General features: G+C 64.7%; 26 protein-coding genes. 11 read left to right on the top strand and 15 right to left on the bottom strand.

The features are described from left to right. Positions 1 to 36: 36 nt before the first annotated feature. Both LL253_RS18185 and LL253_RS18180 read left to right on the top strand, forming a co-directional pair. Entirely contained in the window at positions 37 to 591 is a 555-nt protein-coding gene (locus LL253_RS18185) for a glycoside hydrolase family 108 protein (RefSeq protein WP_228228075.1), read from the top strand. Beyond that, entirely contained in the window at positions 588 to 854 is a 267-nt protein-coding gene (locus LL253_RS18180; RefSeq protein WP_228228074.1) for a 3TM-type holin, read from the top strand. The genes LL253_RS18185 and LL253_RS18180 overlap by 4 nt, the downstream gene beginning before the upstream one ends. Before the next feature lie 40 nt (positions 855 to 894). Here LL253_RS18180 and LL253_RS18175 read toward each other — a convergent pair whose 3' ends face one another. The 11 genes from LL253_RS18175 to coxB all read right to left on the bottom strand — a co-directional run bounded on the left by LL253_RS18175 (position 895) and on the right by coxB (position 11,311). Next, entirely contained in the window at positions 895 to 1,734 is an 840-nt protein-coding gene (locus LL253_RS18175; protein ID WP_228228073.1) for a hypothetical protein, read from the bottom strand. Positions 1,735 to 2,243: 509 nt separating this feature from the next. Further along, a complete protein-coding gene (locus LL253_RS18170) occupies positions 2,244 to 2,843 on the bottom strand; it encodes a hypothetical protein (RefSeq protein WP_228228072.1) in 600 nt (199 codons plus the stop codon). A gap of 47 nt (positions 2,844 to 2,890) precedes the next feature. After that, complete coding sequence (locus tag LL253_RS18165; protein ID WP_228228071.1) at positions 2,891 to 3,760, bottom strand: class I SAM-dependent methyltransferase; 870 nt, start codon at positions 3,758 to 3,760, stop codon at positions 2,891 to 2,893. Further along, positions 3,757 to 5,172: a threonine synthase gene (gene thrC, locus LL253_RS18160; RefSeq protein WP_009822903.1), complete on the bottom strand. Its 1,416-nt coding sequence runs from the start codon at positions 5,170 to 5,172 to the stop codon at positions 3,757 to 3,759. Before thrC ends, LL253_RS18165 begins: the two co-directional genes overlap by 4 nt. A gap of 44 nt (positions 5,173 to 5,216) precedes the next feature. Beyond that, complete coding sequence (locus LL253_RS18155) at positions 5,217 to 5,870, bottom strand: SURF1 family protein (RefSeq protein ID WP_228228070.1); 654 nt, start codon at positions 5,868 to 5,870, stop codon at positions 5,217 to 5,219. A 94-nt stretch (positions 5,871 to 5,964) separates the two neighbouring features. After that, a complete protein-coding gene (locus LL253_RS18150) occupies positions 5,965 to 6,795 on the bottom strand; it encodes a cytochrome c oxidase subunit 3 (RefSeq protein ID WP_009822905.1) in 831 nt (276 codons plus the stop codon). 35 nt (positions 6,796 to 6,830) lie between these two features. Then, a complete protein-coding gene (locus tag LL253_RS18145) occupies positions 6,831 to 7,406 on the bottom strand; it encodes a cytochrome c oxidase assembly protein (protein ID WP_009822906.1) in 576 nt (191 codons plus the stop codon). Continuing rightward, entirely contained in the window at positions 7,406 to 7,543 is a 138-nt protein-coding gene (locus tag LL253_RS18140; RefSeq protein ID WP_009822907.1) for a hypothetical protein, read from the bottom strand. The genes LL253_RS18145 and LL253_RS18140 overlap by 1 nt, the downstream gene beginning before the upstream one ends. After that, a complete protein-coding gene (locus LL253_RS18135) occupies positions 7,540 to 8,460 on the bottom strand; it encodes a heme o synthase (protein WP_009822908.1) in 921 nt (306 codons plus the stop codon). Before LL253_RS18135 ends, LL253_RS18140 begins: the two co-directional genes overlap by 4 nt. 99 nt (positions 8,461 to 8,559) lie before the next feature. After that, the gene (gene ctaD, locus LL253_RS18130; RefSeq protein WP_009822909.1) at positions 8,560 to 10,230 is read right to left on the bottom strand and encodes a cytochrome c oxidase subunit I; all 1,671 of its coding nucleotides are present in this window, start codon (positions 10,228 to 10,230) and stop codon (positions 8,560 to 8,562) included. A 13-nt stretch (positions 10,231 to 10,243) separates the two neighbouring features. Beyond that, entirely contained in the window at positions 10,244 to 11,311 is a 1,068-nt protein-coding gene (gene coxB / locus LL253_RS18125; protein WP_009822910.1) for a cytochrome c oxidase subunit II, read from the bottom strand. Positions 11,312 to 11,594: 283 nt separating this feature from the next. Here coxB and pyrE point away from each other — a divergent pair, with 283 nt between their 5' ends. The 6 genes from pyrE (at position 11,595) to LL253_RS18095 (ending at position 15,847) form a co-directional block, all read left to right on the top strand. After that, a complete protein-coding gene (pyrE, locus tag LL253_RS18120) occupies positions 11,595 to 12,176 on the top strand; it encodes an orotate phosphoribosyltransferase (RefSeq protein ID WP_009822911.1) in 582 nt (193 codons plus the stop codon). 4 nt (positions 12,177 to 12,180) lie between these two features. Beyond that, a complete protein-coding gene (locus LL253_RS18115) occupies positions 12,181 to 12,909 on the top strand; it encodes a pyridoxine 5'-phosphate synthase (RefSeq protein WP_228221049.1) in 729 nt (242 codons plus the stop codon). A 109-nt stretch (positions 12,910 to 13,018) separates the two neighbouring features. Beyond that, on the top strand, positions 13,019 to 13,420 hold the full coding sequence (acpS, locus tag LL253_RS18110; protein ID WP_228228069.1) for a holo-ACP synthase: 402 nt from the start codon (positions 13,019 to 13,021) through the stop codon (positions 13,418 to 13,420). Between the two features lie 35 nt (positions 13,421 to 13,455). Further along, complete coding sequence (lepB, locus tag LL253_RS18105; protein WP_228228090.1) at positions 13,456 to 14,328, top strand: signal peptidase I; 873 nt, start codon at positions 13,456 to 13,458, stop codon at positions 14,326 to 14,328. Between the two features lie 21 nt (positions 14,329 to 14,349). Further along, positions 14,350 to 15,432: an AI-2E family transporter gene (locus LL253_RS18100; RefSeq protein ID WP_009822915.1), complete on the top strand. Its 1,083-nt coding sequence runs from the start codon at positions 14,350 to 14,352 to the stop codon at positions 15,430 to 15,432. A gap of 85 nt (positions 15,433 to 15,517) precedes the next feature. Further along, on the top strand, positions 15,518 to 15,847 hold the full coding sequence (locus LL253_RS18095; protein ID WP_009822916.1) for a hypothetical protein: 330 nt from the start codon (positions 15,518 to 15,520) through the stop codon (positions 15,845 to 15,847). Between the two features lie 62 nt (positions 15,848 to 15,909). Here LL253_RS18095 and LL253_RS18090 read toward each other — a convergent pair whose 3' ends face one another. Both LL253_RS18090 and rpsU read right to left on the bottom strand, forming a co-directional pair. Further along, positions 15,910 to 16,470, bottom strand: a complete 561-nt coding sequence (locus LL253_RS18090) for an FKBP-type peptidyl-prolyl cis-trans isomerase (RefSeq protein ID WP_228228068.1) — start codon at positions 16,468 to 16,470, stop codon at positions 15,910 to 15,912. A gap of 79 nt (positions 16,471 to 16,549) precedes the next feature. Then, entirely contained in the window at positions 16,550 to 16,756 is a 207-nt protein-coding gene (gene rpsU, locus LL253_RS18085; RefSeq protein WP_021226581.1) for a 30S ribosomal protein S21, read from the bottom strand. A gap of 225 nt (positions 16,757 to 16,981) precedes the next feature. On the opposite strand from rpsU, the gene LL253_RS18080 reads away from it, so the two are divergent. Next, on the top strand, positions 16,982 to 17,740 hold the full coding sequence (locus LL253_RS18080; RefSeq protein WP_228228067.1) for a class II aldolase/adducin family protein: 759 nt from the start codon (positions 16,982 to 16,984) through the stop codon (positions 17,738 to 17,740). Positions 17,741 to 17,754: 14 nt separating this feature from the next. On the opposite strand, the gene LL253_RS18075 is transcribed toward LL253_RS18080, so the two are convergent. After that, complete coding sequence (locus tag LL253_RS18075) at positions 17,755 to 21,333, bottom strand: hydantoinase B/oxoprolinase family protein (protein WP_228228066.1); 3,579 nt, start codon at positions 21,331 to 21,333, stop codon at positions 17,755 to 17,757. A gap of 169 nt (positions 21,334 to 21,502) precedes the next feature. Beyond that, positions 21,503 to 22,069: an outer membrane protein gene (locus LL253_RS18070; protein ID WP_037543164.1), complete on the bottom strand. Its 567-nt coding sequence runs from the start codon at positions 22,067 to 22,069 to the stop codon at positions 21,503 to 21,505. A gap of 315 nt (positions 22,070 to 22,384) precedes the next feature. On the opposite strand from LL253_RS18070, the gene LL253_RS18065 reads away from it, so the two are divergent. Both LL253_RS18065 and LL253_RS18060 read left to right on the top strand, forming a co-directional pair. Beyond that, positions 22,385 to 23,095 carry a hypothetical protein gene (locus tag LL253_RS18065; RefSeq protein ID WP_037543166.1) on the top strand — a complete coding sequence of 237 codons (711 nt, stop codon included), beginning with the start codon at positions 22,385 to 22,387 and terminating at the stop codon, positions 23,093 to 23,095. After that, positions 23,095 to 23,787 carry a hypothetical protein gene (locus tag LL253_RS18060; RefSeq protein ID WP_228228065.1) on the top strand — a complete coding sequence of 231 codons (693 nt, stop codon included), beginning with the start codon at positions 23,095 to 23,097 and terminating at the stop codon, positions 23,785 to 23,787. Before LL253_RS18065 ends, LL253_RS18060 begins: the two co-directional genes overlap by 1 nt. Positions 23,788 to 23,913 lie beyond the last annotated feature (126 nt).

Here is a 23,913-nt window from a genome sequence, read left to right as displayed (position 1 = left end):
TAAATGCTCCGCCTCTTAGTGAAGCAGGAGGCGCCCATGGACGTGCAGGATTTGATTGACGAGGTGATCGCGCGCGAAGGCGGCTATAGCGATCATCCTGCGGACCGGGGTGGCGCCACCAATATGGGCATCACGCATGCGGTCGCGCGCGCCAATGGCTATTTCGGCGCGATGCAGGCGCTGCCGCGCGCCACGGCGGAATCGCTCTATCGCCGCCTTTACTGGGAGCAGCCCGGCTATGCCTTTGTAGCGGAACTGTCCTGGTCACTGGCGGCGGAATTGTTCGACACCGCGGTCAACATGGGCCCGCCGACCGCGACGGGATTTTTGCAGCGCGCGCTCAACGCGCTTAATCGCAATCAGAAGGACTATCCCGACATCAAGGTCGATCGCCTTCTGGGCGGGCGCACGCTCGGAGCGCTGCGCGCGTTTCGCGCGCTGCGCGGCCCGTCGGGGGACATGGTGCTTTTGAAGGCGATGGAGGCGCTGCAAGGCGAGCGCTATATCGCGCTGGCCGAAAGCCGCCCCGCCAACGAAGCCTTCCTTTATGGATGGCTGGCCAACCGGATCGGTTCGGGCGTGCGGTCATGAGCGATGCGGGAGAGACCGAGCCGGACATCTGGACGCGGCGCGCGCGCCCGGCCTTTCTCTATGTCATCTATACGCTGCTGCTCTGGTCCATCCCGATGGGGCTGATCGCCGGTATCGACCCAGACATGGCCGCCGCCATCACGGCGGGCATGCACGCCTATCTCAGCGCGCTGCCCGAGCCGCTCTACGCGCTCTTTGGCACGGGGTATCTGGGCTATACCGCAGCGCGCGCGTGGGGGAAGGCGAAGGGCAGCGAGCGATGATGCAAAGGGGGCGGTGCTAGGTGCACCGCCTACCCCCTGATCAAAATCGCCGATGCGCGGCAGCATCCACGGTGTCACAGGTGCCGCGAAAGGCGTAATCGCCCGTGCCCTTGATACTGATCTGACCGCTCATCCGATTGATCTGAATGCGCGGCTTGTTGAGGCCGTTAAGCCGATATTCTCCACTGACATGATCGGGCTGGATGGAAACAGCGTAGACGTCCCACCAGCCATCGTTCGTCCCACGAGAATGGATTGGCGGAATCAACTTGGCAGGCAGCTTGATCCGGCCGCCACCCGCCCAGAATTGCAGCATGACGGATGCGTCGAACTGCTGCGCCGTCATGTCGACGCGGTTACCATAGATATAGCGTTTGCGATCATGATCCCAGGTCCAGCCATAGCGGTTCTCAAGGCCGGGGCGCTGACCATCCCCGAAGCAGACGAGGCCGATCTCCACCGACTGCCCGTCGATCATCGGCCTTTCTTCCGATGCGGCATAGCTGGGCGATTCGCGCCGCGCCGGCGCATATGCCGCAGGCGGCGCATCCGTGCGATCGTGCCGGCGATATGCGTCGTCAGTCCGGCCGGCAGCGTGATCCTGACCACAATCGGGCGCAGGGCTGTCCGTAATGGCCTGATAACGACCATCCATGGTGACCACGCTGAGGCAAAGATGCCGCTCGGGATGCCACCAATAGCTCCACTTTCGGTCATCCCCGGTTTCGGTACGCACGAAGCGGTAGCCCCGCGCCTGAAGCTGGGTTTCCCCGCCGGCGCCCCGCGCGCCTACGAGGTCGGCGACATCAGACGGGGTCTGGGCCGCGGCCGGAATAGCCGCGATGGTGAAAAGGAAAAGCAGATAGCGCGAAGCAATCATGACAGCCTCCCGGCAGTTCAGGATCAATATATATCCCAACTGCAGGCGAAGTTCCAGCGGCGTGCCTGCGCCAGATCGCCGGGATTTTTCCGGTTTGCCAAGACATGAGAGGGGCCGCCGGGCGGAAATACCCCCGACGGCCCATCATTGACATGGTCAGCGGCCAGAAGCGCCGCCCAGTGGGAAATGGTGAATCGCGCTCTATCAGGGGAGGAGCGGGCCTGTATGTCGGCCTTCGCAAGGCTCCGGAATCACCCTGACATTCTCGACGCTTGCGCGTCGATCAGCGGCGCATTCCCCGAATGGACTTGACCGACCCCATTGCTGAACCATGAGACATCGGATCACCTCCTTTCGCTATGTTGAGCCCGTGTGGCCGCCGCGAGAGCAAATCCGCATCCGTCCACAGAGCGAAATGTGAATCAGACGAAGGCGATCTTCAAGCCTTGTTTTATTCTTTTTTGGAATCATACTTGTACGTCCGCGTCGCGCCGGCATCGCGTTCCCGATCAGGCGCGACAATCCTCCACCACCCGCGCGATTTCTGCCCAGACCGGCACGACCAGAGGCGCGATGCCGGATGCATCGACGCCGATCTTGCCACGGCTATAGGCCATCTGGTCCAGCACGCCGTCGCTCGCCGCCCGCGCGGCGACCAGGGCCGGCTGCGCGCCACCCTGGGCGGTGGCGGGCCAGCTGACCGCGCCATAGCTGGTGCGGATCACGATCGCGCCCTGCCCTGCGCCATAGCGCGTCAGGATGATGCGGCGGCTTGCCAGATCACAGCGCAGGGTCAGCAGCGGCTGGGCCGGCGGACCGAACCGGGCAATGCTGCCGCCCTGTTCGGCGCGATAGCTCCAATTGCCCGGCGTCAGCGGACGATCGGCCCAGGCGGTCGAGGAGGCAACCGGCGTTGCGGACGCGGCCGCAGAGGCGGGCGTGGGTGTGGGGGAGGGGGTGGGGGTTGGCCGGGGCGCGGGCACCGGCCGCGCGCGAGCGGCACGCGTGGGCGCTGGCGCAGAGGCGGGCGGGCCGACGCACGAAGCGAGCAGCACCAGGAGGGACGAAGCGGTAGCAAAGGTCGAGGAAAAGCGCATGGTCCCCGTCATGCCGGACCGCGCCGAACGGCTCAACCCGAAAAGGACCGATGGTGGGATCAGCGCCGCCAGCGCGCCCAAATGGCGGTCGGCAGCAGCAGCCCGCGCCGTTCCTCCCGCACCGCCAGTTCGCCCGCTTCCACCGTGCCGGGCAGGTCGGCGAACGCCTGACGCAGCAATTCCCCGATCGCCAGCGCCGACATGCGCACGGCATAGACGGTCAGGAACAGAAAATGGCTGTCGGCGTCGAGCAAGGCGCGGCAATTGGCGATCAGGCCCGGCAGATCCTCCTCCAGTCGCCATATTTCGCCATCGGGGCCACGGCCATATTTCGGCGGATCGAGCAGGATGCCGTCATAGCGGCGGCCGCGCCGAACTTCGCGGGCAACGAATTTTGCGGCATCCTCGACGATCCAGCGGACCGGCCGGTCCTCCATAGCCGACAGCGCCGCATTGGCGCGCGCCTGCGCCACCGATTTCTTCGACGCATCGACATGGACCATCCGCGCGCCGCCCGCCGACAGGGCCAGTGTGCCGACGCCCGTATAGCCGAACAGGTTCATGACCTCCGCATCGGGCTTGTCGGCGATGGAACCGCTCAGATCGTCCCAGACCGGCGCCATGTCGGGAAAGAAGCCCAGATGGCGAAAGGGCGTGCAGCTCGACTGGAACATTACCTCTTTCCAATGGAGCGGCCAGCCCTCGACCGGCACCGGCTGCTCATAATACCAGCGGCCCCCGCCATCCTCGTCCGATCCGGGAATGAATTCGCCGTCCGCGCGCCAATCGTCACTCGCGGGCTGCCACATCGCCTGCGGTTCGGGGCGGATGAAGCGGAAACGGCCATAGCGTTCCAGCTTGCGCCCGTTGCCCGAATCGATCAGGCCATAGTCCGACCAGGGTTCGCCGATGAGGGTCGTGAGGTTCAAGCCGGACCGGCTCCGTGCCGCGGCGTCGCGCGCTCAGCGACATAGGTGGTGATTGCCTCGAACGTGGCGGGCAGACGGTCATAATGCTCTTCGCGCGCGAACAGGTCGCCCACCCGCGCCGGCAGCGGCGGACGCAGGCCGGTCGCCCGCTCCACCGCATCGGGAAATTTGGCGGCATGGGCGGTCGCCAGCGTGACAACGGGCACGTCGGCGCCAACGTCAGCGGCGCGTGCGGCGGCAAGGCCGATGGCACTGTGCGGATCGATCACGTGCCCCGCTGCGTCATAGGCCCAGCGCATCGCCATGGTCATGGCATCGGCGTCGATGCGCGCCGATGACAGCAGGCCCGCCGCGCCGTCGCGCTGCGCATTGGTGAGGCGCATCGCACGGCTCGATTCGAAACCCCGCATCTGGTCGGCAAGCGCCGCGCCATCGCGGCCGCCCGCGTCGAACAACAGCCGCTCGAAATTGGAGCTGACTTGAATGTCCATGCTAGGCGTGGCGGTAGGCACGACCTGCCCCTGGCTATAATCGCCCTCCCCCAGCGCGCGGTGGAGAATATCGTTCACATTGGTCGCGACGATCAGCTTTGCCACCGGCAGGCCCATCCGTGCGGCGACATAGCCGGCAAAGACGTCGCCGAAATTGCCGGTCGGGACGGAAAAGGCCACGGCCCGTTCCGGCGCGCCCAGGCGCACGGCAGCGTAGAAATAATAGACGATCTGCGCCATCAGGCGCGCCCAGTTGATGCTGTTGACGGCGGACAGGTTGAAGCGGCTCTTGAAATCCGCATCGTTGAACATGGCCTTCACCAGCGCCTGCGCATCGTCGAAGCTGCCGGAGATGGCGATATTATGGATGTTGGGCGCGCGCACCGTGGTCATCTGACGACGCTGGACGTCGGACACGCGGCCTTCGGGGTGCAGCATGAAGATGTCGATCTTCGCACGTCCCGCCACCGCATCGATCGCCGCCGATCCGGTATCGCCCGACGTAGCGCCGACAATGGTCAGATGATCGTCCCGGCGCGACAGGAAGCGTTCAAACAAATGGCCGAGCAGTTGCAGCGCCACGTCCTTGAAGGCGAGCGTGGGGCCATGGAAGAGTTCGAGCATCCACTGCTGATGGTCCAGCTGGACCAGCGGCGTCACGGCCTGATGGCTGAACCGGGAATAGGCGGCCGCGCACAAGTCGCGCAATTCGTCTTCACTGAGCGATCCGGCAACGAACGGAGTCATGACCCGAACGGCGGTTTCGACATAGGAGAGGCCGGCCATCGCGCGAATCTGGTCAGCGGTGAAGGCCGGCCATTGCGTGGGCAGGTAAAGGCCGCCATCCGACGCCAGCCCCGCCAGCGTCACATCCTCAAACCCGAGCGCCGGCGCGCTCCCCCTGGTGCTCTGATATTGCATGATGGCTAAGCGCGGTAGCGGCAGCGAGCGCGGGGAGCAAGCGTTTAGGCGGGCTTGCCGCTGCCGCCTCGCCGGCGCAGGGCCAATATGTAGATCACCACCGCCACCGCCGCGAAGAGGAACCATTGGACGGCATAGGCCAGGTGATTGTTGGGAAGATCGGCGACGCTGGGTGGTGCCAGCGGCTTGAGGCCGGGTGGGGCGGATCGGGCGATCAGCATGGGTCGGAGTGGCGGAGCTGCACCGCCGACGCGCGTGAGCAGCGGGCGATGGTCGGGTTCCTGGCTGATCCAGCCGGCAATCTGGCCGCCGGTCCAGTTGGGCACCTGATCGGGCTTTTGTCCGACGCCGACTGCGACCAGCACGCCCGGCCCTTCCGCGCCGGTGGCGCACTGCGCGATATGGCGATAGCCGGTGCTGCCATCGGCCGCCCGCCCGGCCTCCACGCGCCAGTCGACCACGCGCAGGCAATGCACGGACGATCGGCGGAACAGCAGGTCGGGCGCGATCGGCGGCAGCATGGGAAAGGCGACGGAGGGACGCTGGGGATTTGCCGCAGCCAGGGCGATGGCGTCACGTTTTTCGGCGCGACGCTCCAATTGCCAGATGCCAAGGCCGATCATCGTCAAGGCGGCCAGAATGACCAGCAACGTGGGCAGTATCGGGATGCGCGTGGGTAGGTGAGACTGTCCGGTCATGCGGGATGCTTACCCAATAGCTGCCGATAGAGAAACGGCCGGCGTGTGAAGCGCCGGCCGTCGATCCTGATTGCAATATCGTCCGTGCGCCGGCTCAACCGCCGTGGACCGGCGCGCTCCAGCCGCCCCAGACATAGATGGCGACGAAGAGGAACAGCCAGACGACGTCGACGAAATGCCAGTACCAGGCTGCGGCTTCGAAGCCGAAATGCTGGCGCGGGGTAAAATGCCCCTGATAGGCGCGGACCAGATTGACGATCAGGAAGATCGTGCCGACCAGGACGTGGAAGCCATGGAAGCCGGTCGCCATATAAAAGGCCGAGCTGTAGGGATTGCCACCGAAGCCGAAAGGCGCGTGCATATATTCATAGGCCTGGATGCTGCTGAACAACGCGCCCAGGATGATGGTGCACCACAACCCTTTGATCAGGCCGTCGCGGTCGCCATGGATCAGACTGTGATGCGCCCAGGTGACGGTCGTGCCCGAACACAGCAGGATGAGCGTGTTGAGCAAAGGCAGCTCAAACGCATTCATCACCTCGATATCCTTGGACGGAAAGAGGCCGTCGATCGGCGGCAGCAGGCTGGGGAAGAGCGCAAAGTCGAAAAAGGCCCAGAACCAGCCGACGAAGAACATGACTTCGGACGCGATGAACAGGATCATGCCATAGCGCAGATGGAGTTGCACCACCGGCGTATGATCGCCCGCATGCGCTTCGCTGATGACATTGCCCCACCAGCTGAACATGGTGAACAGCACGCCGGCCAGCCCAATCAGGAAGACCCAGCCGCCGCCCGGCCCCATGGCGTCGGGATGCATCCACATGATCGCGCCCAGCGCCATCACCAGCGCCGACATCGAGCCGAAAAACGGCCAGATGCTGGGCGGAAGAATATGGTAATCGTGATTCTTGGCGCCTGCCATGCGTATCTTCCCCGTTTCCTGTTCTGTGCCGGACCTTAGCCCGCCTTCTGCCCCTGCTCAACAGGGTAGAAAGTGTAGCTCAGCGTAATCTCTTGCGTATCCTTATTGTCGGGATCGGCCAATATCTTGGGATCGACATAATAGAGCACCGGCATCCGCACTTCCTGCCCCGGCTGCAACGTCTGCTGGGTGAAGCAGAAACATTCGATCTTGGTGAAATAAGCGCCGGCCTGAGTCGGAGTGACGTTGAAGCTGGCGGTGCCGGTGACGGGCCGATCCGACATATTTTTGGCGACGAAAATGGCCATCGACTTGGCGCCCACGGTCACGGTCTGCGTCGGGCGTTCGGGATGGAATTGCCAGGGCATGCCGGGCTGAACATTCGAATCGAACCGGATCGACAGCATGTGCCCGGTCGCCTGCTGCACATCCACGCCAGCATCGGCGCGCTGCGTCGTGCCGTTAAAGCCTGTTTGCTGGCAGAAGATACGATAGAGTGGCACCGAGGCGAAGCCGAGCCCCAGCATGGCGAGGCCGACGCCGATCATGGCGAGGAAGGTGCGCCGGTTGCGCCGCGCGCGATCAAAGGGCGAGGGCGGAAGCGTGGCCATCAGATCGCGTCGCTCGCGCCGATCTTCGCCAGCGTGATGGCAAAGAATAATATGACGAGAAAGCCGAGCAGCAGGCCGGTCACGATGGACCGCGACTTTTGCCGGGCGCGCACCAGATCCTGTTCTTCGGGCGTCATGCCAGCAGCCAGCGGTCAACGACCACCGCCCCAAACAAGAGGAAGAGGTAGAGGATCGAATATTTGAACAGGCGCTTTTCCGGCTTCATGCGCGCAGGATCGCTTTCGCGCCGGCGATAGACCTGAAAGGCGAACAGCGCGAACAGCGCCGTACCCAGCAGCGCAGTCGTGCCGTAGATGACACCGGTGAGATTCAGCAGAACGGGCGCGAGCGCCGCGACCGCCATGATGGCGGTGTAGAACCAGATTTGCCGCCGGGTCGCGACCTCGCCCGACACGACGGGTAGCATGGGGATGCCGGCGGCGGCATAATCGGTCTTCACGAACAGGGCGAGCGCCCAGAAATGGGGCGGCGTCCAGAAGAAGATCAGCATGAAAAGGGCAATGGGCAGCGCGCTGACATCGCCGGTCACGGCCGCCCAGCCGATCACTGGCGGGAAAGCGCCGGCTGCGCCGCCGATGACGATATTCTGCGCCGTGCGGGGCTTGAGCCAGATGGTGTAGACGAAGACATAGAAGAGGATCGAGACGGCGAGCACGGCGCTCGCCAGCCAGTTGGTCGCCATGCCCATCAGGATGACCGAGAAGAAGGAGAGGCCGACGCCAAAGTGCAGCGCGGCTTGCCGGTCCATGCGGCCGGCCGGCAGCGGGCGGGAGGCGGTGCGCTTCATCTTTGCATCGATATCCGCTTCCCACCATTGGTTGAGCGAGGCGGCGGCGCCCGCGCCAAGCGCGATGCAGAGGATGGCGGTGAAGGCGAGGACCGGATGGATATGGCCGGGCGCGGCGAGGAGGCCGCACAGGCCGGTGAACACGACCAGCGTCATCACGCGCGGCTTCGTCAGCGCGACGAAGTCGCGCCAATGGGCCGGCAGGACGGGCGTGTGAACCCCGGTCAGGAAGGGCGAACTGGCCATAATCTCCTCATGCGATCAGCGCGCACCATACACCCGCGCGCCGATGTCGCGCAAATGGGCGGAAGGTCCAAGCCGTCCGCCCATGTGCGTCCCCGCTCGTCAGTCGACGACGGGCAGCGTTTCGAACTGGTGGAAGGGCGGCGGGCTGGTCAGCGTCCATTCCAGCGTCGTCGCGCCTTCGCCCCACGGATTGCCTTCCGCCTTCTTGCCGGCCGCCAGCGACCAGATCAGGTTGACGAAGAAGATCAGCATGCCCGCCGCCATGATTTCATAGCCATGGCTGGCAATGCCGTTCCAATAGGCAAAGGCTTCGGGATAATCGGGGTAGCGACGCGGCATACCCGACAGGCCCAGGAAGTGCATGGGGAAGAACAACAGGTTCACGCCGGCGAAGAAGACCCAGAAATGGAGTTGGCCGAGGAACTCGTTATACATTTTGCCCGACATTTTCGGGAACCAGTAGTAGAAGCCGGCGAACAGGCCGAACACCGCGCCCAGCGAGAGCACATAGTGGAAGTGCGCCACGACATAATAAGTGTCGTGCAGCACATCGTCGACGCCGCCATTGGCAAGCACCACACCGGTGACGCCACCCACGGTGAAGAGGAAGATGAAGCCCAGCGCCCAGACCATCGGTGTCTTGAAGCTGATCGATCCGCCCCAGATCGTCGCGATCCACGAGAAGATCTTGATGCCGGTCGGCACCGCGATGACCATGGTCGCAGCGGTGAAATACATCTTCACGTTCACCGACATGCCGGTGGTGAACATATGGTGCGCCCAGACGACGAAGCCGACCACGCCGATCGCGACCATGGCATAGGCCATGCCGAGATAGCCAAAGACGGGCTTGCGGCTAAAGGTCGAGACGATCTGGCTGATGATGCCGAAGCCCGGCAGGATCATGATGTAGACTTCGGGGTGGCCGAAGAACCAGAAGAGATGCTGGTAGAGTTCGGGATCGCCGCCGCCTGCCGCATCGTAGAAGGTGGTGCCGAAATTGCGATCGGTCAGCAGCATGGTGATCGCGGCGGCCAGCACCGGCAGGGCGAGCAGCAGCAGGAACGCCGTGACCAGCACCGACCAGACGAACAGCGGCATCTTGTGCAGGGTCATGCCCGGCGCGCGCATGTTGAGGATGGTGGTGATGAAATTGATCGCGCCCAGGATCGAGGACGCGCCGGCGATGTGCAGCGACAGGATCGCCATGTCGACGGCAGGTCCGGCCGACCCGCTGGTCGAAAGCGGCGCATAGACGGTCCAGCCGGTCCCCGCGCCATTGCCGGTGCCGCCGGGGACGAAGGTCGAACCCAGAAGCAGCGCGAAGGCAGGGATGAGTAGCCAGAAGCTGATATTGTTCATGCGCGGGAAGGCCATGTCCGGCGCGCCGATCATGATCGGCACGAACCAGTTGCCAAAACCGCCGATCATCGCAGGCATCACCATGAAGAAGACCATGATGAGACCATGCGCGGTGATGAGCACGTTCCAGAGGTGATAGGCCTGATCCAGCGTCGCCGACGGCCCGTCGCTGAAGCGCGCCCAGGTCTGGAGATACTGGATGCCCGGTTCCGCCAGTTCGGCGCGCATCAAGCCCGAAATCGCGCCGCCGATGATGCCGGCGATGATCGCGAAGATCAGATAGAGGGTGCCGATGTCCTTGTGGTTGGTGGACATGAACCAGCGCTGGAAGAAGGCTGGCTTGTGATCGGCGTCATGATCATGCCCATGGGCGTGATCGCCATGATGATCTGCGGTAATGGTGGTCATGGCCTTGCCCCTCTCAAAGCGTCGTCGAACCGGCATCGCTGGCCGGCGGTCCGGGCAGTGCGCTGCCCTGTTGCGGTCCCATCTGGCCGGCCGGAGCGGCGGTGCCGCCCTTCAACGTGCCGCCCTGCGAGAGGACCCACTGGTCGAACTGAGCCGGCGGCAGCGCCTCGATCGCGATCGGCATGAAGCCGTGGCGCGCGCCGCACAGTTCGGAACATTGCCCGTAATAGACGCCGGGCTTGTCGATGGTGAAGCTCTTTTCATTGAGGCGGCCGGGGACGGCGTCCATCTTTACCCAGAGCGAGGGCACGGCAAAGCTGTGGATCACGTCGGCGCCGGTGATGATCAACTTGATCGGGCGACCGACCGGCAGCACCAGACGATTGTCGGGCGCCAGCAGATAGGGCTCGCCATTGGCCTTCGCCTGATCCTCCGTCAGCATGTTCGACACAAATTCAGGAATGCCGGCGTCGGGATATTCATAGCCCCAATACCATTGATAGCCCGTGACCTTGACGGTCAGCGCATCCTTGGGCGCGGGGCGATACTGGTCGGCGAGCAGTCCGATCGAAGGCACCGCGATCGCCAGCAGAATCAGCACCGGAACCACCGTCCAGACGACTTCGATCACGGTGTTGTGCGAGGTTTTGGACGGCACCGGGTTGGCGGCGCGGCGATAGCGCCACATCACATAGAGCATCAAAACCAGCACGAAGATCGAGATGATGGTGATGATCGGCACCAGCATGACATCGTGCAGCCAGCGGGCGGTCCTGCCGGTTTCGGTAAACTGTTCCTGCAACGTGATTTCGCCCGGACGCGGCATGCCGATGCCTTCGGTCGGCTTCATGCGCGGCGGCGGCGCAACCTTGGCCGCAGGTGCCGCTTCACTGACATTCGCGACATTGGCATCGGCCGAATCGGCAGGCGCACCAGGATCGGAGGATTTGGGATCGGCATCGACCGGCGTGGCGGCAACGGGTGCGGCCGCTTCATTCTGCGCAAGCGCCTGGCCATTCATCGCCATCGCCGGCGCAAAAGCCAGCAGACCAGCGAGAATGAACGATTTCACCTTCATCATAGCGTCTTCGTACCCCTAACCCCTTGGCGCCGCTGCAACGAAAACGCATCCATTTTGCCGTCCTCGCCCGTTCGGTCTGCGGCGGCTTATAGGGATGCTTTCCCGCTGCCTCAAGCACAGATGGAGCAGATTTTCTTCGCTGTTGCAACGCATCCCCGGCCCGCCTATCTCGCTGCTTCGCGCACAGGGGCGCGGCATGGCGGCGTGTCTGCGCGCGGCCATGGGGTGAAGGCGGCCCGGCCACCGACAGGGTGCCGGCCGCGCGACGGGATGTGAATGCGACATGACTGACGAGGACGTATTGGCGGAATTCCGGGCGGCGGGCGCGCTGCTGGAGGGGCATTTCATTCTGTCGTCGGGTCGTCGCAGCGGCAATTATCTGCAATGCGCACGGGTGCTGATGAATGCCGAGCGCGCCGGCAAGCTGGCGCGCGCGATGGTGCAGAAACTGCCCCGCGAAGTGCGCCAGGACATTGATCTGGTGGTGTCGCCGGCGATGGGTGGCCTCATCATCGGGCATGAAGTCGGCCGCGCGCTGGACCGGGACGCGATTTTTCTGGAGCGGCCGGAAGGGACGTTCGAATTGCGCCGGGGCTTTGCCATCACGCCGGGACAAAAGATACTGATGGTCGAGGATGTCGTGACCACCGGCCTGTCGTCACGCCAGGCGATCGAGGCGGTGGAGGCCGAGGGCGGCATCGTTATCGGGGAAGTGGCTCTGGTCGACCGGTCGGCGGGCGAGGTCGATCTGGGCGTGCCCTTCTATCCGCTCGTGTCGATCAATTTCCCGGTCTATGACGCGGACGCGCTGCCACCGGAACTGGAGGCCATTCCCGCGACCAAGCCCGGCAGCCGGAAGCAATAGCCCCATGCCCACGCCGCTGCGCCTCGGGGTCAATATCGACCATGTCGCGACCATCCGCAACGCGCGGGGCGGCGCGCATCCCGATCCGGTGAAGGCCGCGTTGCTGGCCGTGAAGGCGGGCGCGGACGGCATCACCGCCCATCTGCGCGAGGATCGCCGCCATATCCGCGACGAGGATATCGCGATGCTGATGGCAGCGCTGGACGTGCCGCTCAATCTGGAGATGGCGGCGACGCAGGAAATGCTGGAGATCGCGCTGCGCCACAAACCGCACGCCGCCTGCATCGTGCCCGAAAAGCGCGAGGAGCGCACGACAGAAGGCGGGCTGGACGCAGCGGGGCAGTATGAGGCGCTGGCACCGATCGTCGAGAAGCTGGTCGAGGCCGGCATCCGCGTGAGCCTGTTCATCGAGGCGGACGCCGCGCAGATCGACGCAGCCATCCGGCTCGGCGCGCCCGTGGTCGAATTTCACACCGGCGCCTATGCCCATCTGGACGGAGCGGCGCGCGCGGGCGAACTGCGCCGCATCGCCGATGCCGCCGCCCTGGCGGCCAAGAACGGGATCGAGCCGCATGCGGGCCATGGCCTGACCTTCGACAATGTCGGACCGGTCGCCGCCATCCCGCAGATCGCCGAACTCAATATCGGCCATTTCCTGATCGGCGAGGCGATTTTCGGCGGGCTGGAGGGCAGCATTCGCGAGATGCGGCGGCAGATGGATCTGGCGCGGTGATGCTCCCAAGCAGGTATCCCGGCAAAGGCTTGGATCGCAGGCGTCAAGGGTTCAACCTGGATGCCCAAGACCTCCGCCTTCGCTGGGGTGACGGCCTTGGACGGCCGTCATGATCATCGGACTTGGATCCGACCTCTGCAATATCGAGCGTATCCAGAATTCGCTCGATCGCTTCGGCGACCGCTTCATCCAGCGGGTCTTCACGTCGGTCGAGCAGGCCAAGGCGGCGCGACGTCCGCTGACCCGCGCGGGCACGCTGGCCAAGCGCTTCGCCGCCAAGGAGGCTTTTTCCAAGGCGGTGGGCACGGGGTTCAGGGCCGGCGTGTTCATGAAGGATATCGGCGTCGTCAATGCGCCGTCCGGCGCACCGACGCTCGCGTTGACCGGCGGCGCGCTGACGCGGCTGGAGTCGATGGTGCCGGTGGGTTATAGGCCGGTCATTCACCTGACGCTCACGGACGATCATCCATGGGCGCAAGCCTTCGTCATCATCGAGGCGCTGCCTTCGTGACCCTGCCCCCCGCCGAACGCCAAGAGACTTCGCCCATGCCGGCCATCGACACGCCCCAGGACAGCGCCGCGCAAGCCGGGGAGCAGGAAAAGGACGGCGTCAACTGGTGGCATGAACTGCGCAGCATCACGCTGCTGATCCTGGCGGTGCTGGCGTTCCACAGCTTCGTCGCCAAGCCTTTCTACATTCCGTCCGAATCGATGATGCCGGTGCTGCTGACCGGCGACCGGCTGGTGGTGAGCAAATTCCCCTATGGCTGGTCCTATGTCTCGCCCAGCTTCCACCCCCTGCCCTTCCTCAAAGGGCGCGTGCTCGGGCGCCTGCCCCAGCGCGGGGACATCGTCATCGTGTCCCCCCACAACCGGCGGGAGGATTATATCAAGCGGGTGATCGGCCTGCCAGGCGACATCATCGAAGTGCGGGGCGGGCAGGTGATCCTCAATGGCACCGCGGTCAAGCAAAAGGCGATGAAGCCACTGCGCCTGCCGGTCGATGGCAACGCCCCCTGCTCGCCCGATCAGTTTCCCGGCGCGCGCGTGCACGGCGCGGACGGTCGCGACTATTGCGAACTGCCGGTGCGGCAGGAAATCCTGCCCAATGGCAAGACCTACCTCACCATCGACATGGGACCAAGCGCGCTCGACTGGTACGGCCCGGTGCGCGTGCCGGCCGACCATGTCTTCCTGATGGGGGACAATCGCGACAACAGCGCCGACAGCCGCGCGCCGCTGGCGGAAAACGGCCTTGGCGGGCCGGTGCCGTGGGAGGCGATCGGCGGCCGGGCCGAATTCATCACCTTCAGCCTGGACGGCGACGCCAGCTGGAATCCGCTCAGCTGGATCCACGCCTTCCGCAGCGGTCGAGCCGGGAACAGCCTGCGTGCACGGAGCGTTGCTGCCCCTGATTGACGATCAGAGGGGCACGGGGTTTTGAGCGAGACACACAAGCATGTCGAGGAACCCGGCCCCAGCGAAGTGCGCAGCCCCCTGGTCCAGCAGGAACTGAAGCGCGCCGGCGTCTGGTTCGGGCTGGCGATCGCCATCGCGCTGACGGCGCTGCTGGCGCAGCCGCTGATGCTGATCCTAGGGGCGATGGTGCTGGCCACGATGATGGACGGCGGATCGCGGTTGCTGGGGCGTATCCTTCCGATCGGCAGGGGCTGGCGGCTGACGATCGTCCTGTTGAGCGCGGTCGCTTTTCTGGTGTGGACATTCTACCTTACTGGATCGAGCCTGGCTGCGCAGGCGCAGGCGATGCGCACCATCGTCGAGGCGCAGGTCACGCGGATTGGCGGCTGGATGCAGCAACTCGGCATCACGGCCACGCCCAGCGATTTGAAAGGCCTGGCCCAGCAGGCAATGAGTTCCATGGGGCGCGTGACGGCGGCGCTCGGAACGGCAATGGGTGCGATCACAGGCGGCGCGATGATGCTGGTACTGGCCATCTTCCTGGCGACCGAACCCAAACTCTATGAGCGCGGGGTCGCCTGGATGCTGCCGATGGACAAGCGCGCGCAATTCTACACCATCGCCGACAAGATGGGCTGGACGCTGCGCCGGCTGATGTTCGGGCGAATCATCGGCATGTCGGTCGAAGGCGTGGGCACCTGGCTGCTGCTGTGGGTGTTCGGCGTGCCAATGGCGGGGTTGCTGGGCATCCTCACCGGCCTCCTCGCCTTTCTGCCCAATATCGGGGCAATCATATCGGGCGTGCTCATTGTCCTGGTGGGCTTTTCCGGTGGCATGGACACGGGTCTCTACGCCGTGGGGGTTTATCTGGTCGTGCAGATCGTCGACGGCTATCTGATCGTGCCCATGGTTGCCAAGCGCGCGGTCGATTTGGCCCCTGCGCTGGTGCTGGCGGCGCAGATCCTGTTCGGCGCACTGTTCGGCATCATCGGCCTATTCCTGGCCGACCCGATCGTCGCGATGATCAAAGTCTATCTGGAGGAACGGTCAAAAGCATCCAGGTCCGACAGGGACAAGGCGCTGCTACAGCCCGCCGACGGTTGATCCAGGGTCAAACATCATAGGGAACATACGGGCTTTCCGTCGCTTGCTTTCAGCGTAAGATAGAAAAAACTGAAAGGAGCGGATCATGATGATGGACCTCGACAAGCAGAAGAAATTGCATTTCGATCTCACCAATGTGGGATTGCGCGCGCAGGCGACGGCGGCTGGATTGCTTCAGCTGTGCCTTGAACTGCGCGATTCGGGTATTCTGGACGAACCGGCGATCGACAGGATCAAGAATGCGATCGCCTGCGATATCGAGGTGTCCGCGCCCCGGTCAGTCGCCTGCCCCGAATATCGCCGTGATGTGCGCGAGCGGCTCGACAAGCTGTTTGCCGGACAGGCCAAGGTCGGCGATGCAGGGGCGCTTGCCTTTGGCGAGACGCCGGAAACCATCTGCAGCGACAACCAGTAAGGCAAAAGAAAAGGGGCCGACAGGCGGCCCCTTCCTCTCACTCGACTGGTTGCACGGCTGACTTATTGCCCCGGCTGCGGCGCCGCGCCCTGCTGCTGCATCATCTGCTGCTGCAACTGCATCAATTCCGCCTTGGACTTGAAGTCATGCAGGGTCACATCGAAGACCAGCACCGAGCCACCGGGGATCGGGCCATTGTCTTCAGCACCGTAACCCAGTTCCGACGGAATCCAGAGCCGGTACTTGCCGCCCTTCTTCATCTTTTGCACGCCTTCGGAAAAGCCGGGCACGACGCCATCGACGGGCATCGGCGCCTGCGGATTTTCATCGAACACCGTGCCGTCCAGCAGCGCCCCCTTATAGCCGACAAGCGCGACATCGCTGCTCGTCGGGCTGGGGCCGCTGCCCTCTTCCAGCACCTTGTACTGGAGGCCCGATTCGGTCGTAACCACGCCCGTTTCATGGGCATTCTGAGCCAGGAAGGCAGCCGGCGACGGCGCGACGCCCTGCTGCCCCGCCCAGGCGAGGCCGCCCGCTGCCAGAGCGACGATGGCAACGCCGATCCAGAGCCGGGTCAGCGACCCCTTAGCGATGGGACGAAGGGGAACAGCCGTCGTGGACATGGGCGATGCTCGCTAAAATCAGGGCAGGAAAGTCGTCAGCGGACGGGGGCGGCGCCGCCCTCGTCCGGGATCGGGCGTCTTAACGAACGCCGTCGCGCTCGGCGCGCTTGCGTTCCATCTTGCGCGCGCGACGAACCGCGGCCGCCTTTTCACGAGCGCGCTTTTCCGACGGCTTTTCGTAATGACGGCGCAGCTTCATTTCGCGATACACGCCCTCGCGCTGCAGCTTCTTCTTGAGCGCGCGAAGAGCCTGGTCGACATTATTGTCGCGAACGATGATCTGCATAAGTCCGTCAATCTCCAATCAAAAACGGGCGGGTCGCCGGGACGTTTCTGTCCTTCCCGACGGCTCGACCGAATAGCAAAGCCAGTGAGTCGTCGCAGGTCGCCCTGCGCCATGTGGGCGGCGCCCTACCAGCAGAGTCGCGCAAACTCAAGCCTAAAGGCCATGATCTCGACTTTTGCGCCGGGCGGGCGGATAGTGGGCCGATAATAGACAGGAGGATCGCCAATGGCCAGCGCCGCACACAAAGCCGACATGACACCGCAAGAGTGGGAGGCGCGCCAGCAACTCGCCGCCTGCTACCGCATATTCGACCATATGGGATGGTCGGAACTGATCTACAACCATATCACGCTGCGCGTGCCGGGCGAGGAAAGCGCCTTCCTGATCAACCCGTTCGGCCTTGGCTATCAGGAGGTGACGGCATCCAATCTGGTCAAGATCGACATTGACGGCCAGGTGCTGGACGGCAGCCCCTATCCGGTGAACCGCGCAGGGTTTACCCAGCATAGCGTCTTTCACCGCCACCTGCCCGACGCCCATTGCATCATCCACACCCACACGACCGCAGGGATGGCGGTAAGCGCCTGCGCCGAAGGATTGCGGCCGATCAGCTTCTACGCCGCCGCCTTTGCAGGGCAGATCGCCTATCATGATTTTGAAGGCGTCACGATCCGGCCGGAGGAAGGCGACAGGCTGATCGCCAATCTGGGCAGCAAGCGGGTGATGATGCTGCGCAATCATGGCACGCTGGTCATGGCGGCGAGCCTGCCGGAGGCCTTTTTGAAACACTGGTCCTTGCAGCGCGCCTGCGAGATCCAGGTTGCGGCCAGCGCGGCGGGCACGCCAGTCGACATCCCGGCCGACGTGATCGCCGTGCACCAGCGAGACCTGGCCGGCGTGCAATTGCCGGTCGGGCCGGGCGTTCCCGATTTCCAGGCGATGGTGCGGGTAATCGACCGGATCGATTCAAGCTGGAGGCAGTAAGCCGGGGCCGCGGGTCAGGCCTTGCCGAACCCGCCGCCACCGGGCGTTTCGATGATGAAGGCGTCGCCGGCGCAAAGCTCGACCGTGGCGGTGCTGCCAAGCGGTTCGACGGTGCCGTTGGCGCGCTCCACCCAGTTGCGCCCCGGCGCGCCGTCCGCGCCGCCGTTCAGGCCGAAGGGCGGCACCGTCCGTCGGTTGGCCAGGATGCCGGCCGTCATATCCTCTAGGAAGCGAATGCGGCGCACCGCGCCATCGCCGCCCCGATGCCGCCCTGCCCCGCCGGAACCGGACCGGATGGAAAATTCCTCCAGCAATACCGGGAATCGGGTTTCCAATATTTCTGGATCCGTCAGCCGGCTGTTGGTCATATGCGTCTGGACCACCGAAGCGCCGTCAAAATCCGGCCCTGCGCCCGACCCGCCAGCGATCGTCTCATAATATTGGTGCCGGTCATTGCCGAAGGTGAAATTGTTCATCGTGCCCTGCGCGCCGGCTATGACGCCCAGCGCGCCGAAGATTGCGTCGGTGACGACCTGGCTGGTTTCGACATTGCCCGCGACCACGGCAGCGGGGTGACGCGGCCGCAGCATCGACCCTTCGGGCACGATAATGGTGATGGGTTTAAGGCAGCCGTCATTCATCGGCACAGCCTCGTCAATCAGCGTGCGCACGACATAAAGCACGGCAGCGCGCACGACCGACAGGGGCGCGTTGAAATTGCCGGGCAGCTGGTCCGACGATCCGGTAAAGTCGATGGTGGCGGCGCGCGCGTCGGCATCAATGGCGACGGCGACTTTGACATATGCGCCATTGTCCATGGCATAGGTGAAGCAGCCGTCGGCAAGGCGCCCGATCAGCCGGCGGACGGCCGATTCGGCTTGATCCTGAACATGGGCCATATAGGCTGCAACGGTCTCGACCCCATATTCGTTACTTATCCGTATCAATTCAGATGCACCCTTGGCGCAGGCGGCGATCTGGGCGGACAGGTCGGCGATATTCTGGTCGATATTGCGGGCGGGATAAGGCCCTGAGCCAAGCAGGTCGCGAATCGCCACTTCGCGAAAATCGCCGCGATCGACGACCAGCAGATTGTCGAGGATGACGCCTTCTTCCTCCACCGACTGACTGCCCGGCGGCATCGACCCGGGCGTGATGCCGCCAATATCGGCATGATGCCCCCGCGCCGCGACGTGGAAGGCAGGCGCGGGGCGGCCTTCGACGAAAACCGGCATGATGACCGTGACGTCGGGCAGATGGGTGCCGCCGTCATAAGGCGCGTTGAGCGCGTAGACATCGCCCGGCTGCATGCCGCGCCCGTCGATCGGCCGCCCGTCCGCACCTGGACCGCGGCGTTGCAGGATAGCGCGGATACTGTCCCCCATGCTGCCCAGATGGACCGGCATATGCGGCGCATTGGCGACCAGATTGCCGGCGGCATCGAACAGCGCGCAGGAAAAATCGAGCCGTTCGCGAATGTTGACGGAGGAGGCGCTATGCTGAAGCGCGGCGCCCATTTCCTCGGCGATCGCCATGAAAAGCCCGCCCATCACCTCGAGCCGTACAGGGTCGACGCCGCTGCTTCGGCTCGCCTCTGGCGCGGGGCGGGGCTGGTGCCGGCTAAGGATGAGATTGCCGATGGCGTCCACGCGCGCGCGCCAGCCCGGCTCCACGACGGTGGTCGATACCGGGTCGATGACAAGCGCGGGACCGTCAATGTCGCTGTCGCGATTGAGGCCGGCGCGATCATGCACGGGCGCGGCACGGCCGCCGCAATCGACCTGCGCCAGCGGGGGCGCAGCCGCATCAGGAAAGAAGACAATATCGTCCATCGCCGCCCGGGTGGACGCGATCGCCTCGACCCGCGCCATGTCAATCAGGATCGCGCCACGCCCGTCGAAGCCGAAGCGCGCGCGGTGCTGCGCCAGGAAGTCCGCGCGCATCGCCGGCAAATCAGCAAGCGGCACGTCGAACAGGCTGTCGGTGCGGTCATAGCGAAGCCGCAGCAGGATTTCGGTCCGGTCCGCCTGCGGCAGATCGGCGCGCGCGTCCGCCTCCATGGCGGCGAGTGCGGCCTCCAGCTGGGACATGGCGTCGGGCGCGAGCGGCAAGGCGAGCGTGCGTTCCCGCACCGCCCGCCGGTCGGCCAGACCCATGCCAAAGGCCGACAAGACACCGCCAAGCGGATGGATCATTACCCGGTCCATGCCGAGGGCGTCGGCGACCAGACAGGCATGCTGCCCGCCCGCGCCACCAAAACTGGCCAGGGTATAGCGCGCCACGTCATGGCCGCGCGCGACGGAAATGCGCTTGATGGCGTTCGCCATATTGGCGACGGCAACGGCGATGAAGCCCTCCGCCGCCTCGCGCGGGGTCATCACGCGGCCCGTTTCCTCCTTCACCTGCGCGCAGAGGGTGGCGAAACGCTGCGCCACGACGTCGCGATCCAATGGCTGGTCCCCGTTCGGGCCGAAAAGGCTGGGGAAGAAACCGGGCTGGATCTTGCCCAGCATGACGTTGCAATCGGTGATGGTAAGCGGCCCGCCGCGCCGGTAGCAGGCCGGTCCCGGCACTGCGCCCGCGCTTTCCGGCCCGACGCGAAAGCGACCATCGACAAAGGTACAAATGGAGCCACCGCCCGCCGCGATCGTGTCGATCCGCATCATCGGCGCACGCAGGCGAACGCCGGCCACCCGCGCTTCATTGTCCCGTTCATAGCTGCCGGCATAATGGGAGACATCGGTCGATGTGCCCCCCATATCAAAGCCGATCACGTCACGGAAACCCGCCTGTTCCGCGGTGCGCGCCAAACCGACGATGCCGCCCGCCGGCCCGGACAGGACGGCGTCTTTGCCGCGGAACAGCGATCCGGGGGTCAGGCCGCCATTGGATTGCATGAAGAGCATGTCGGCCCGCCCGCCCAGAGCCGCGTGAAGCCCATCCACATAGGCGCGCAGCACAGGCGAGAGATAGGCGTCGGCCAGCGTGGTGTCGCCCCGGCCCACCAGCTTGATCAGCGGCGTAACATCGTGGCTGATGCTGATCTGGGTGAAGCCGACATCGGCAGCGATTTGCGCCAGTCGTTGTTCATGCGTGGGGTAGCGATAGCCGTGCATCAGCAGGATCGCGACAGCGCGCAGCCCCTGGCCATATGCCGACTGGAGCGCGGCGCGCGCGGCCGGTTCGTCCAGTGCCACGCGCACGTCGCCATTGGCGGTCATCCGCTCGTCGATCTCGATGACGTCGTGATGGAGGGGATCGGGCAGGCGGATATTGCGCGCGAACAGATCGGGGCGTTCCTGCGTACCGATGCGAATGGCGTCGCGGAACCCGCGCGTGACGGCAAGGAGGACGGGCTCACCCTTACGCTCCAGCAAGGCATTGGTCGCGATGGTCGTGCCGATGCGCAGCGAACAGGGCGGGATAGGGCCGTCGCCTACGCCAGTGAGGCGGCGAACCGCTTCGACCGCGGCATCGGCATAGCGTTCAGGATCGCTGGAGAGCAGCTTGGCAGTGTGCAACCGCCCATCGGGGTCGCGCGCGACCACGTCGGTGAAGGTGCCGCCACGATCGATCCAGAAATGCCAGGTCATGGCATGCTGATGGCTGGCATCATGGGATATGGCAAGACGGGTCTGGGCGAATGCGGAACGGCTGCAGTCCTAAAAGCCGTTCCGCACCCCAACTCTCAGCCCGGGCGGGAGAGAGGTGACTGGTGAGAGACGGAACGAACAACCCGTGCCCGTCCCGTCCCTTCAAACATCAAAATTTCGCGACGACACCGGCCATCGGACGGATCGAGCGGAAATTGCCGAGCGTGTCGGCCTGAACGCGTAGACGGATGTTGCTGCTCTGGGCCGAGCTGCCCATGTCTGCGGGCGACAGTTCGACGCCAGCACCATAGGTCGTGCCATGGAAGTCGGGGCTGTCAGGACCAAGCGCGTCAAAATTGACCCACTTGTAACCGACCTTACCGAAAATCAGGCTGTCCTTGCCCGCTTTGACCCCCGCGCGGCCCGCAACGCCATATTCCCAGTCGATGTCGCCCGACACACCTTTGGATGCGGTGCCTTCGACGCCGACCACGAGCGGCCCTGCGACATTGTAATTCACGCCGGCGACGCCTTCGACCATACGGCCCTTATAGCCGACGGGCGGGATGCCCTCCTTGCCGGTTTCGCTATCGAAATTATGCACGCCACCCATGACGCCGACATAGGGTTCGATGCGGCGGGTAGCGCCGGCGTCATCGACTGACCCGCTTTGGGCCATCGCGACGGCGGGAATCAGGGACGCGGCAGCGGCTGCCGAAATAAGCAGTGTCTTCATGGGGTTTGACCCTTTGATCTGTTGTTGATGCTTGCGGCGGTTTGGACCCGCCGGGCCGCGCAAATGGTGCTTCAAGCGACCGGAGCGGCAGGGATCAAAATGACCTTGGGCATCGGAAGGTTTCCCGCCTGAATGACGAAAGTGCGGCAAAGCGCGATATTGTGGCGCAGAAAACACGGTTTCTGTCAGCCATATGAACAATAGGCGTGTTTCCTGAACGCTGCATAAATCAAAGTTTCGCGAGGGATCGGCTATTCACAACCAATTCAAACTCCACGCGTTACGCCAAGCAGCAAGAGGATAAGGAGACAGGCGATGACTGGACCTGCAAGACGGTTTCTGGCCGCCATCGGCTTGGCTGGCGCGTTGGCACTGGGCGGTTGCGCCTATGACGATGGCTATGGCTATGGCGGGGTGGGTGTTGGCAGCGGCTATTATGGCGGCGGCTATTATGACCCCTATTACAGCCCGGGCTATGTCGGCGGCGGCTATGGCTGGTACAATGATTTTTATTATCCGGGCACGGGATATTATGTCTATGATCGCGGCGGCCGGCGTCATCGCTGGACGGCCAGCCAGCGGCGCTACTGGGAAGCGCGGCGAAACGATCGGCGCGACGGCCGGTGGCGGGACCGCGATCGTGATGGACGGCCCGGCTGGCGCGGCGATGGACGGCCCGATCGTGATGGACGCCCCGGCAATTGGCAACGGCCGGATCGCGATGGACGGCCCGATCGTGATGGGCGTCCGGGCAACTGGCAACGGCCGGACCGTGACGGACGTCCCGGCAATTATGGTCGCCCGCGTCCCAATGGCAATGACGGTCGCGGGGACGGGCGTGGTCGATGGAATGGCGGGCGCGGGCGCGATGGCGCGGCCACGGTCCGTCCGTCGCCCAGGCCCCAGGCAAGTCAGCCCCGGCCCCAACGCAGCATGAGCGCGCGGCCTTCGCCAGGATCGCGCATGTCCCGGCCAATGCGGTCGGGCGGCGGCCGTGAACCGGCAAATCGGGTGCGCCCGAACTGATGCGGGGAGCGATCAGGACAAGCGCGCTGGCCACCCTCCTGCTCGTCGCGGCCTGCGACGGGCGGGAGGAGAGCGCAATCGACAATCTGGCCAATGGCGCCAACCAGGCGCAGGTGCAAAATAATGTGCGCGCCGAAGCGATGGCGCTGATGGAACCGCTCGCCCCGCCGGAACCCGGCACGCCGGGCGGCCTGCCGGTGGATCCCGCGCCCATCGAAGAAGGGTCGATCGACCCGGACAGTGCGCAGGGCGCGGCCCAGGTGGTGCAGGGCTATTATGGATTGCTGGAAGAAAAGCGGTTCGAGGATGCGCAGGATATGTGGAATCCCGCAACAGCGATCGGCGCGCAGGATGACGCGCATTTCGTTGCGCGATTTCGCGGTTTCAGCGAAATTCACGCCAATGTCGGCGCGCCATCGGAACCCGAAGGTGCGGCCGGTTCGCTTTATGTGACGGTGCCGGTGCAGGTCTATGGCCGCATCGCCGCCAATGGAAAGCCTTGGTATGCGCTGCGGCAGGTGACGCTGCGCAGGGTCAACGACGTGCCCGGATCGACGGAAGAACAGCGCCGCTGGCACATCCAGTCGATCGGCGCCTATGCTCCTGAGGAGGCGCAGGTTGCGTCCAGTGTGACCGCGCCGATTTCCATCACCGATGGCATGGCGCGCAGGAAGCAGGCAGAAGCGAAATGAGGGTCGCGGGGGGGGGGGGGGGGGGGGGGGGGGGGGGCCGCCCGCGCCCCCCCCCCGCCCCCCGGGGGCCCGGCCAGGGGGGCCGCGGCGGCGGGGGCGCGGGCCCGGGCCGGGCGCGGGGCGCCG

It is taken from the genome of Sphingobium soli (assembly GCF_020782245.1).
Taxonomy (GTDB): domain Bacteria; phylum Pseudomonadota; class Alphaproteobacteria; order Sphingomonadales; family Sphingomonadaceae; genus Sphingobium; species Sphingobium soli.
Note: the sequence above shows the minus strand (reverse complement) of the source record. Positions and strands in the feature narration are given on the sequence as shown.

Coding starts and splice junctions, on each gene's coding strand:
- LL253_RS18185 (WP_228228075.1), top strand. CDS start 37: ATGGACGTGCAGGATTTGATTGACGAGGTGATCGCGCGCGAAGGCGGC.
- LL253_RS18180 (WP_228228074.1), top strand. CDS start 588: ATGAGCGATGCGGGAGAGACCGAGCCGGACATCTGGACGCGGCGCGCG.
- LL253_RS18175 (WP_228228073.1), bottom strand. CDS start 1,734: ATGATTGCTTCGCGCTATCTGCTTTTCCTTTTCACCATCGCGGCTATT.
- LL253_RS18170 (WP_228228072.1), bottom strand. CDS start 2,843: ATGACGGGGACCATGCGCTTTTCCTCGACCTTTGCTACCGCTTCGTCC.
- thrC (WP_009822903.1), bottom strand. CDS start 5,172: ATGCAATATCAGAGCACCAGGGGGAGCGCGCCGGCGCTCGGGTTTGAG.
- LL253_RS18155 (WP_228228070.1), bottom strand. CDS start 5,870: ATGACCGGACAGTCTCACCTACCCACGCGCATCCCGATACTGCCCACG.
- LL253_RS18150 (WP_009822905.1), bottom strand. CDS start 6,795: ATGGCAGGCGCCAAGAATCACGATTACCATATTCTTCCGCCCAGCATC.
- LL253_RS18145 (WP_009822906.1), bottom strand. CDS start 7,406: ATGGCCACGCTTCCGCCCTCGCCCTTTGATCGCGCGCGGCGCAACCGG.
- LL253_RS18140 (WP_009822907.1), bottom strand. CDS start 7,543: ATGACGCCCGAAGAACAGGATCTGGTGCGCGCCCGGCAAAAGTCGCGG.
- LL253_RS18135 (WP_009822908.1), bottom strand. CDS start 8,460: ATGGCCAGTTCGCCCTTCCTGACCGGGGTTCACACGCCCGTCCTGCCG.
- ctaD (WP_009822909.1), bottom strand. CDS start 10,230: ATGACCACCATTACCGCAGATCATCATGGCGATCACGCCCATGGGCAT.
- coxB (WP_009822910.1), bottom strand. CDS start 11,311: ATGATGAAGGTGAAATCGTTCATTCTCGCTGGTCTGCTGGCTTTTGCG.
- pyrE (WP_009822911.1), top strand. CDS start 11,595: ATGACTGACGAGGACGTATTGGCGGAATTCCGGGCGGCGGGCGCGCTG.
- LL253_RS18115 (WP_228221049.1), top strand. CDS start 12,181: ATGCCCACGCCGCTGCGCCTCGGGGTCAATATCGACCATGTCGCGACC.
- acpS (WP_228228069.1), top strand. CDS start 13,019: ATGATCATCGGACTTGGATCCGACCTCTGCAATATCGAGCGTATCCAG.
- lepB (WP_228228090.1), top strand. CDS start 13,456: ATGCCGGCCATCGACACGCCCCAGGACAGCGCCGCGCAAGCCGGGGAG.
- LL253_RS18095 (WP_009822916.1), top strand. CDS start 15,518: ATGATGATGGACCTCGACAAGCAGAAGAAATTGCATTTCGATCTCACC.
- LL253_RS18090 (WP_228228068.1), bottom strand. CDS start 16,470: ATGTCCACGACGGCTGTTCCCCTTCGTCCCATCGCTAAGGGGTCGCTG.
- rpsU (WP_021226581.1), bottom strand. CDS start 16,756: ATGCAGATCATCGTTCGCGACAATAATGTCGACCAGGCTCTTCGCGCG.
- LL253_RS18080 (WP_228228067.1), top strand. CDS start 16,982: ATGGCCAGCGCCGCACACAAAGCCGACATGACACCGCAAGAGTGGGAG.
- LL253_RS18075 (WP_228228066.1), bottom strand. CDS start 21,333: ATGACCTGGCATTTCTGGATCGATCGTGGCGGCACCTTCACCGACGTG.
- LL253_RS18070 (WP_037543164.1), bottom strand. CDS start 22,069: ATGAAGACACTGCTTATTTCGGCAGCCGCTGCCGCGTCCCTGATTCCC.
- LL253_RS18065 (WP_037543166.1), top strand. CDS start 22,385: ATGACTGGACCTGCAAGACGGTTTCTGGCCGCCATCGGCTTGGCTGGC.
- LL253_RS18060 (WP_228228065.1), top strand. CDS start 23,095: ATGCGGGGAGCGATCAGGACAAGCGCGCTGGCCACCCTCCTGCTCGTC.